This window comes from Brasilonema octagenarum UFV-OR1 (assembly GCF_963888615.1).
GTDB lineage: Bacteria > Cyanobacteriota > Cyanobacteriia > Cyanobacteriales > Nostocaceae > Brasilonema > Brasilonema sennae.
The window spans coordinates 1-9,130 of record NZ_CAWPKW010000141.1 but is presented as its reverse complement, the minus strand read 5'-3'; the positions used below and the strand labels follow the sequence as shown (position 1 = coordinate 9,130).

The 9,130-nt window shown below is 47.9% G+C and carries 7 protein-coding genes and 1 pseudogene; 4 read left to right on the top strand and 4 right to left on the bottom strand.

What is annotated here, in order from left to right; translation table 11 throughout:
* Positions 1 to 149: 149 nt before the first annotated feature.
* Positions 150 to 497, top strand: a pseudogene (locus tag AC5590_RS09635) (gamma-glutamyltransferase); the annotation flags it as partial.
* Between the two features lie 134 nt (positions 498 to 631).
* On the opposite strand, the gene AC5590_RS09630 reads toward AC5590_RS09635, so the two are convergent.
* Together AC5590_RS09630 and AC5590_RS09625 are read right to left on the bottom strand one after the other, a co-directional pair.
* Complete coding sequence (locus AC5590_RS09630; RefSeq protein WP_169268575.1) at positions 632 to 1,723, bottom strand: RNA-guided endonuclease InsQ/TnpB family protein; 1,092 nt, start codon at positions 1,721 to 1,723, stop codon at positions 632 to 634.
* A 279-nt stretch (positions 1,724 to 2,002) separates the two neighbouring features.
* Positions 2,003 to 2,647 (bottom strand): TetR/AcrR family transcriptional regulator, encoded by a 645-nt coding sequence (locus tag AC5590_RS09625; RefSeq protein WP_169268573.1) that lies wholly within the window; start codon positions 2,645 to 2,647, stop codon positions 2,003 to 2,005.
* 105 nt (positions 2,648 to 2,752) lie between these two features.
* Here AC5590_RS09625 and AC5590_RS09620 point away from each other — a divergent pair, with 105 nt between their 5' ends.
* Complete coding sequence (locus tag AC5590_RS09620; RefSeq protein ID WP_169268572.1) at positions 2,753 to 4,240, top strand: FAD-dependent monooxygenase; 1,488 nt, start codon at positions 2,753 to 2,755, stop codon at positions 4,238 to 4,240.
* Positions 4,237 to 4,683 (top strand): SgcJ/EcaC family oxidoreductase, encoded by a 447-nt coding sequence (locus AC5590_RS09615; RefSeq protein ID WP_169268571.1) that lies wholly within the window; start codon positions 4,237 to 4,239, stop codon positions 4,681 to 4,683. Before AC5590_RS09620 ends, AC5590_RS09615 begins: the two co-directional genes overlap by 4 nt.
* A 262-nt stretch (positions 4,684 to 4,945) precedes the next feature.
* On the opposite strand, the gene prmA is transcribed toward AC5590_RS09615, so the two are convergent.
* Both prmA and serA read right to left on the bottom strand, forming a co-directional pair.
* The gene (gene prmA / locus AC5590_RS09610) at positions 4,946 to 5,866 is read right to left on the bottom strand and encodes a 50S ribosomal protein L11 methyltransferase (protein WP_169268570.1); all 921 of its coding nucleotides are present in this window, start codon (positions 5,864 to 5,866) and stop codon (positions 4,946 to 4,948) included.
* 175 nt (positions 5,867 to 6,041) lie between these two features.
* Positions 6,042 to 7,622, bottom strand: a complete 1,581-nt coding sequence (gene serA, locus AC5590_RS09605; RefSeq protein ID WP_169268569.1) for a phosphoglycerate dehydrogenase — start codon at positions 7,620 to 7,622, stop codon at positions 6,042 to 6,044.
* A gap of 489 nt (positions 7,623 to 8,111) precedes the next feature.
* On the opposite strand from serA, the gene AC5590_RS09600 reads away from it, so the two are divergent.
* The gene (locus AC5590_RS09600; RefSeq protein ID WP_169268568.1) at positions 8,112 to 8,786 is read left to right on the top strand and encodes a phytochelatin synthase family protein; all 675 of its coding nucleotides are present in this window, start codon (positions 8,112 to 8,114) and stop codon (positions 8,784 to 8,786) included.
* Positions 8,787 to 9,130: the final 344 nt, after the last annotated feature.

Genomic DNA, 9,130 nt, shown 5'->3' with positions numbered 1-9,130 from the left:
GATTGCTACAGCTATATCTTTGATTGTTTTTAGCTGACCAGTTTTGAACAAGTACGCAGCATCTGATCCCGCAACACAGTCTGGGCAAGCACAGAGTCAGAAATAGCCGGACTCTAGTCGCACGCAAGGAAAAGTTAGGAGTGGGGTTCTACGCGACTCGATATGAGTCACCTGAAACCACCCACCCAACTGTTGTAGATGAACAGCGCAATGCTGTTAGCTTAACTTTCACAGTCAACTATGGTTTTGGTTCTGGAGTTGTGGTACCAAAAACTGGTATTCTAATGAATGACGAGATAGATGATTTAGCCGCTGCACCTGGAGTCCTGAATGTGTTTGGACTTGTGGGAGCAAAAGCGAATGCAATCGCACCGCGTAAAACGCCTCTATCTAGTATGACTCCCACTATTGTCACTGAAAATGGTCGCCTTCGTATGGCAGTGGGTGCCCCTGGCGGAGGAACCATTATCACACAAGTGTTGCAAGTTCTGCTACATAAAACCTAGACAAGTCTAGACATTTATTTCTTTCTTCATAGGGAGCATGGGAGCGGTTAGCCCTCAGAAAACATTCACGCCAAAGCCCTGCGCGATACGCCACATGCTACCCTACGGGAAGCCGCCTCCGGCGTCTAAGCCTGTGGAACCCTAGTCGAGCAGTGGCTCAAGTTAATGGCTGCGTTTAAATCCCTGTCCAAGACATACCCACAATGTTCACATGAATAAACACGTTCACTCAGTGACAGGGAATCTTTTTTACCGCCGCATCTACTACATGTTTTTGATGATGGATACCATTTATCCGCCAAAACTAACTTGCTTCCAAACTTCTTAGATTTATATTCAATCTGTCGCTTGAATTCATGGAATCCACAATCAGCGATTGATTGAGCAAGCTTATGGTTTTGCATCATGCCCGAAACATTCAAGTCCTCAATTACTATCACAGCGTGGTTTTTGCATAAGTAATGGGTGACTTTATGAAGTGAGTCTTTGCGAATATTTGAAACGCGAGCATGATGCTTTGCAAGTTTAATCTTCGATTTGTGGCGATTGTTACTGCTTTTGTTTTTTCGGGAATGTGCTTTAGATAATCGTTTTAGCTTTTGAATATTTTTCTTGTAAGCTTTAGGGTTTGGGAACACAACACCAGTACTAAGTGTAGCTAGTTCTTTTATTCCCAAATCCACGCCTACAATTTCTACAAACTTTGGCGTAGGCTCGACCTCAACCTCATACGCAAATGCAATGTACCAATCATCAGCTATCCGAGATATTGATAGTTTGGCGGTAGTTGTGTGAGGCAATCCCTCGTAAGTTTTAACCCATCCAATAGTCGGCAGTTTGACACGCACACCACCAACAGGGATAGGTTTCCCGCTAGCATCTATAGTGAAAGAATCGTTTTGACCTTTCTTTTTGAACTTTGGATAGCCGCCCAGCCCTTTAAAAAATCTGTCGTAAGCTGCACCTAGTTGATCGAAAGCATATTGAGTGATTTTTTGACAAATTCCTTTTTCTTTAATCCATTCCAACTGCGTTTTAACTGAGTTGTTAAAGAACTTCTTAAGAAGGTATTTGTTAGGCTTAAATCCATCTTGATATAAGCTTTTCCAAGTTGCCAAACCCCAGTTGTAAGTAAATCGCGCTATACCTGCGTGTTTACTCATCATGGTTTTTTGTTCAACCGTTAGCTTCAACTTAGTCTTGATGGATAAAAGCATTGCTCGACCTCAATGTTTATGCTATATGTATTAGTATACCGATAAATAAAAATTGTCTCAATGACTTTTCAGAAAAAACATAGGCTTGGAGCACTTCCTTTCAATGAGGAACCGTTTGATAAGTCACCAGTGTGCTTAAAAGTACGCGAAGGTGTTAGAGAGAAACTTAAAGCCGTTCCTGACTGGCAAGAACGGCTAAGAGGTTTTATTGACGAATTAATTAGAGATACTGGGGATAGTTGTCAGTAGGTAACGAGGCTTGTCTATGATTATGGCGACTTAGGACAAACTCCCGTGTTCCTTCTTGCCGGGTGGACCCTGCGGAACACTCGCCCCAAGCAGGCCTTCGATACCGCGGGTGAGCGTCGCCGGATCAGCTCCTCCCAGCAGAGCCTCTTGCACGATAGAGCCCAAAAAGAAAGAGAGCAAAGCCTTTGCGATATCCTCCGCATCTGCCTCGGAGCGCACGTACTTATGCTGCTGCCACTGGCGGACTACATTGGTCAGGGCGTCCAGGTACCCGGTCTGGAAGTTTGTCACCAGCGCCTTCACGTCGCTATTCGTCTGCGCCTCACTCCAGCCCATGAGGATGACCGAGTTTAGATCGATGCCCTGCCGTTTGGTGTGTTTGGTAAACGCGGACACCATCTCGTGCACAAAAGGCAGCGGAGCAAGTGTCTCCTCCTGCATCAGCACCGCCTGCAGAAGTCCCCGTAACTGGCTCATATAGGTCGAGATCGCGGCCAGGATCAGCTCCTGCTTCCCGGTGAAGTAGAGGTAAACCGCCCCTGCCGAGAGACCCGACTCACGGATGATGTCCTCCATAGACGTTCCGTGAACGCCCTTGCGAATAAAGCATCGCCACACCGCAGCCAAAATCTGGTCGCGACGCGCCTGACGCTGCTCTTCAGAAATTTTCGGCATCCTGCTTGACTCTCCGTCATTATAATAAAAGAAAGAATATTCTTTTTATTTCCGATAAGGAGACAAAATGAAAACATCTTTTTTATTTTGCAACAAGGAGTCACGATGAAAACCTCTGCGTTGATTGTAGGAGCGGGTCCCGTCGGACTCACCCTGGCTATCGAACTCGCGCGCTTCGGCGTCCCTATGCGTATCATCGACAAAGCGCCCCAGCGCACCGACAAGTCCAAGGCGCTCGTCCTCTGGAGCCGCTCGCTTGAGCTTCTGGAGCGCTCCCGCGTGAGCCAACACCTGGTTGACGCGGGATACAAGGTCGAAGGCGTCACGATATCGGCCGACAAACGCCCCATCGGGCGGCTCACCATGGACGGGCTTCTATCCGCTTACCCCTTCGCGCTCATGCTTCCCCAGAGTGACACGGAGCGCATCCTTGAGGAGTTCCTGAACGATCTGGGGGTCCAAGTTGATCGCCAAGTCGAGCTCCTCAACTTCAATGATACCGGTGAAAAGGTCGATGCGAGACTTCACCACGCCGACGGCACCGAAGAGATGGTCGAAACATCGTGGCTGATCGGCTGTGATGGTGCCCATAGTACCGTGCGTCATCTGCTAGGCAAAGAGTTCCACGGCGAGACCTCCCTCATTGATTGGCTGCTGGCCGACATCCACCTCGTCGATGTGCCCCGCACACCGGAGATCAACATCGGCTGGCACTCTGACGGTGTGCTCGCGACCTTTCCCATCTCGAAAAACCGCTACCGCATCGTGGCTGACGTCGGATCAGCGCACAGCAGCTCCGCCCGTCTCCCAGAGCCAACACTGGCGGACGTGCAGACGGTCCTCGACAAACGCTTCCCTGGCGGCGCGCGCGCTACTGATGCTGTCTGGCTCTCCTCATTTCGCATCAACGAGCGCAAAGTCGCAGATTACCGTGGCGGCCGGGCGTTTCTTGCCGGCGATGCGGCCCATGTGCACAGCCCCATGGGCGGCCAGGGCATGAACACTGGCATGCAGGACGTCTGCAATCTCGCCTGGAAGCTTGCTCTGGTCGTTCATGGCAGAGCCTCGGCGGAGCTGCTCAATACCTACAGCCCTGAGCGCAGCCCGGTTGCGGAGGCCGTGCTCAAAGTGACAGGTCGGATCACTTCCGTGGCCACGGTCAAGAACAAGCTGGGCCAGGCGCTCCGCAATCACACCGCCTCGCTCATTCTTGGGATGTCTCCGGCTCGCAAGTTCGCTTCAAACCTCGCCGGCGAGCTCTCCATTGCCTATTCCCACAGTCCGCTCAACGCACGCGGAAAGTATCTGGCTCCGCACCCAGGAGAGCGCGCGCCCATTCGCCAGCAGGAATCACCTGTCGGAGCCGGGGGCGCACCGCAGTTCGCGATCTTTGGCAAGGCTGAGGACATCCCTACCGATCTGCTGTTGCGCTTTGGAAGTCTATTGGAGCCTTCAGTCCGGGAACCCTTCACTCCGGAGGGGCTGTGGGTCGTCCGTCCTGACGGGTATACCGCACTCTCGGCAAAGTCCGGCGACTGGCACGCCGTCTCCACCTACTTCGAGAACATCATCACCAAAGGAAGTGCATTATGAACTCTCAAACAACCACACCCAGTGCGGACGACCGCGCCGCCATCACCGCCGTTGTGCAAAGCCAAGCAGAGGCGTGGAATCGCGCAGACGCCGAGACCTTTGCCGAGCACTACGCCCAAGACGGGACTTTCACCAACATCGTCGGCATCCAGATCTACGGCAAAGCGGGGTTTGTGGAAGAACACGCGCAGATCTTCCGCACCATCTTCGCGGGCAGTCACATCACCTTCACCCTCGGCAGGATCCACTTTCTGCGGCCCGATGTTGCTGTGGCGGACATTGATGCGACGCTCGTCAACGTGCAACAGGTGCCCCCGAGTGCCAAACTGGGCAGCGATGGAGCGCTGCACACAAAACTGCAAGAGGTCCTGACCAAAGAGGACGGTCGGTGGTGGATCGCGGCGTTTCACAACGTTGCCGTTGCCCAAATACCGCCACGCTGAGTGTGTTGGCGCGATCGCTCTGATATTGTGTATCGTCTGTTAAGCCCTGATCCTCAGTTTGGCACTGTTACTTCAAAAAAAATCCGCGCCAATGAAGCGAAGGCGCGGGACAAAAATATACAGGGCCAATAAATGGTCACACATAAGAATATCACCTTTTGCAATCGCAGTTTCCAATGCAGTACCAACAAATGTTAAGTTTGGTAACAGAATCAAAAAAATCTATTGGACACAAACAAAAGCCCCGCGATATCGCTTGAACCTAGGAACGCCGCACATTAATACAGCACCATTCGTTACGCCGCCACACGGTTGCACCAACCCAGCCGTGTTTCTCTAGAGTATCGACGACGGCTTTAGATTGCTCAAATAATATCCCACTAAAGATGCCCCAAGTACTGGGTTTGGCTATCGCACTCAAATCCGGAACCAAACTCATAATCACATTAGCCAAAATATTGCAGACAATACCATCTACAGGTTGTTCGAGCAGTTTAGTCAAAACGTCTACACTACCCTCTGCTACCACCAAGCTTTGAGGATTTATATTGTTGAGTTCGCAGTTTTCTACAGTTGACTTGACTGCTAAAGGATCAACATCTACTGCATAGGCTTTCTTGGCTCCCAGTAGGAGTGATACTATTGAAAGGATACCAGAACCACAACCAATATCCGCAATCACCACATCCTGATTTTTTTGCTCATTATCCCCACAAGGTTTATTGGCTGGAATTATATGCTTTTCCAGGGATTCCAAGCACAATTGAGTTGTCGCATGAGCACCTGTACCAAATGCGACACCTGGGTCTAAACGAAGGATGAGACGATCAGAATTTTCAGGAAGTGGTAGCCATGCAGGGTTGATGAGGAGGCGATCGCCTATTTCCTGGGGTTGCCAATATTGCTTCCAGCTACTCCCCCAATCCTCCTCATCAATCACTTCCCACTGTACAGCAGGAGCAGAAAATCCCATAGATAAAGCATCTTGACGCAACAACAGCGATAAATCAGCCAAATCTGAAGGCTGCGCTTGGAATTGCGGTAGGTAACTTTTTACCGAAAAGTTATTTGCTTTTTTTTCACTAGCTGTTCCGCGACAGCCAAAATTTTCCAGCCGCCAAAAGATGGAATCTTCTAGCTCTGGCTCACATAAAATTTGTAATTCCCACCAAGTGTTTGTCATAAAAAAGTAAAAAGTAATACGCCCTTTGCCTTCATACGTATCACCTCACCCCTGCCCCTCTCCTTAGTAAGGAGAGGGGTGCCCGTAAGGGCGGGGTGAGGTTTTAAACGCGATTTGGTATAAAAAGGCATAATAAAAAGGTTTTCTTTTTACTTTTACCTTTTTACTTTTGCCTTTACAAAGTTACTGTATACGCATCACGAATTCCAGACACTTTGATAATCTCAGGTAAAATTCCATCGGGTAAGGGATCATCAAGGCTGAGTACCATCACCGCATCACCACGAATGATTTTGCGACCGACTTGCATACTGGCAATATTGACATTAAAACTGCCAAGTAAAGAACCGAGTTTGCCAATAATCCCTGGCATATCACGGTGCAGGGTAAAGAGCATATGTTGGTTAGGAGGAACGTTGATGGGGAAATCGTCCAAATTGGTTAGGCGAATTTCTCCACCACCGAACAAAGCACCTGTGACAGAATGAGTCCCCAAAGAACCTGTCGCTTCTAGATGCAAAGAACCAGCATAGTCTTTAATGGAAGCATCCCGCGTTTCAATAACGCGAATTCCGCGCTCTTTTGCTTCAATGCTGGCATTAACGTAGTTAACCCGTTCCCGCAAAGCTTGGTAAAGTAGTCCTTTCAAGGATGCAACAACCAAAGGCTGACTCTTGTTTGTTGCTAGTTCGCCTTGTAGCCGGACGTTGAGTAACTCAACTCGTCCACCAGCCAACTGTCCTACCAACTTACCTAAGGTTTCTGCCAGCTGCATGTAGGGTTTGAGTTCTTCCATGACGTCGGGACTCAGTCCGGGAATATTCACCGCTGAACGCGCAGCAAGTCCTAACAACACATCCCGAATTTGTTCAGCAACGTCAATTGCCACATTCACTTGTGCTTCTGTTGTTGAAGCGCCCAAGTGTGGAGTGAGGATAGCTTGTTGTCCGAGTGACTTTAATGAGGATTCACCCAATGGTTCTGCCTCATACACATCCAGCGCCGCACCGGCAATTTTACCTTCCCGCAGAGCAACGGCTAATGCTTCTTCGTCAATAATCCCACCGCGAGCGCAGTTGATAATGCGGGCGTTGGGTTTCATTTTTGCCAATCTTTCGGTGTTAATTAAGTGGGTGGTTTCTGGAGTTTTGGGAATATGCAGCGTGATGTAATCTGCTTGCTGTATCAAAACTTCCAAATCCACTAATTGACAGCCGATTTGTTCTGCCCTTTCAGTGGAGATAAAGGGATCAAAAGCCAATAATTTCATTCCCATTGCTCTAGCAACAGCAGCAACATGGGAACCAATTTTACCTAAGCCAACAATACCGATAGTCTTTTTGTAAACTTCAGCACCAATAAAGCTTTTACGATCCCACTCACCCCGTTTGACTGAAGCATTGGCATCAGGGATGTAGCGAGACAAAGATAGCATCATCGCCAGCGCGTGTTCTGCAGCAGCAATTGTGTTCCCTTCAGGAGAATTTACCACCACAATTCCTTTGCGGGTAGCGGCGGGAACATCCACATTATCCACGCCTACACCAGCGCGACCGATAATTTTTAATTGCGTCCCAGCTTCAATAATTTCTTGAGTAACGCGGGTACCAGAGCGAATCATTAGCGCGTCGTATTCACCAATGATTTGTACCAGTTCCTCTGGTTTTAATCCTGTTTTCACATCTACAGTAGCAACTTGGGAAAGAATATCAATCCCAGCCTGGTCAATTGGGTCGGAGACAAGAACCTTAGACATGATTACTTATTTTAAAGCTAGAGGTGTTCCGAAAGACGGATTTTCAGTTTAGACTGTAACGCTTGCAATTTAGCAGAAATGAGAACTTCTTATATGCCAGTAAGTGACACTCACGTCTGTTGATGATGGTACTAGAGGGTTAGTTGTTTACAATTATGCAGCGCTTCCTCCCATATCTAATGCCACCTACTCGGTAAATATAAACCATTCACAGTGTCAAAACCTATATCTAAAACCTATATAAATTATGAAATTTTCTTCGGTCGAGGGACTTCGTATTAATAGTCTTGTCGTAACTTCAACTTACCAAAGTCTTACCATTTGGGCTGATGGCGGCGGAAGTAACCTCGTAGGTATGCCCAGTGAGAGTAAATTCTGGACTTGAGATTAAAATCAAGACATTTGCTGTGTAGCTATACGAGTTACTATAAATCGTGTGTCCGTGTAAGTCCTGAGTTAATCGATATATGTATCTAAGGAGGCAGAAAAATGGATCTTGATAATCTGGCTCAAATTTCCAAACGAGATTTGGAAATCATTCAACTACATCAGTTTCAACAACCCATCTTCTGTTGCAATGTCACTGCAATTGCCTATGCCTTTACCGCATTGGGATATCTGACGAGTGTTGATGAGATTTTCTATGTCACCCAACTGCCGATCGCATCGGTTTTAGATGATGGCATGACGCTAGCAGAAACCTACGACTCCTGTCGAACTTACATTGAAAGAAAAAAATTACCGGTGTCCATTCGGGTTGAGCATTTTGATAAACCGAGTATGACATTTGAAGCATTCACACGTGAAGTTGAAGTCGCCGTTACCAATGAACTTGATGTCCACATTCTGAACTTCAATACCCGGATTGCCCATGAAAATCCAAGTTTAGAAGGTGGTCACTTCTCCTTATTAGCAGATTATGACCCAGACACTAAAGAAGTCACCATTGCAGATACAAATCCAAAACGGTATACCCGGTTTTGGAAATGCCCAATTCAGCGTTTATATGCGGCTTGCGTGGATAAGGATTCCTCATCAAATCGTTCTCGTGGCATGATCGTACTTCGCAGGCTGGAGGAAGCAAAGATTGATGGAAAAGAAGTTCATCCATCGGAAGTTGCCTTGAACGCTTTCCGTTCTGACAACAGTTCGGAAAACAGTTGAAAATTGAAGCGAGTTGGCAATGCACTGACGTCAGCTTATCTATAGATTAATCTTTTTGTTTGCGTCGATTCTGCTTCTAATATAGGCGATAAGAGTGGTTGTTTTTGGCAATGGAGGTTTACTCATGGTCAATAACAACCACTCATCCCCCGTGTCTCCTGAACTCCAAACGGGAGATCTCTACATTTTTGCAGGCGATGATCGCCCAACGAAATCCGCCAATAAAACAAAAAAGATTTTCACTAGTTAAGAGTAAGACTTACGCAGAAGAGATCCCCCAACCCCCTATACTCACATCTTGCACCTGGAAATATGAATGTCAAAACCACAACTACGTGCGAGGG

Bases quoted from the DNA above. Each gene is read 5' to 3' on its own strand.
- AC5590_RS09620 (WP_169268572.1), top strand. From the start codon at position 2,753: ATGAAAACCTCTGCGTTGATTGTAGGAGCGGGTCCCGTCGGACTCACC.
- prmA (WP_169268570.1), bottom strand. From the start codon at position 5,866: ATGACAAACACTTGGTGGGAATTACAAATTTTATGTGAGCCAGAGCTA.
- AC5590_RS09600 (WP_169268568.1), top strand. From the start codon at position 8,112: ATGGATCTTGATAATCTGGCTCAAATTTCCAAACGAGATTTGGAAATC.
- AC5590_RS09615 (WP_169268571.1), top strand. From the start codon at position 4,237: ATGAACTCTCAAACAACCACACCCAGTGCGGACGACCGCGCCGCCATC.
- AC5590_RS09625 (WP_169268573.1), bottom strand. From the start codon at position 2,647: ATGCCGAAAATTTCTGAAGAGCAGCGTCAGGCGCGTCGCGACCAGATT.
- AC5590_RS09630 (WP_169268575.1), bottom strand. From the start codon at position 1,723: ATGCTTTTATCCATCAAGACTAAGTTGAAGCTAACGGTTGAACAAAAA.
- serA (WP_169268569.1), bottom strand. From the start codon at position 7,622: ATGTCTAAGGTTCTTGTCTCCGACCCAATTGACCAGGCTGGGATTGAT.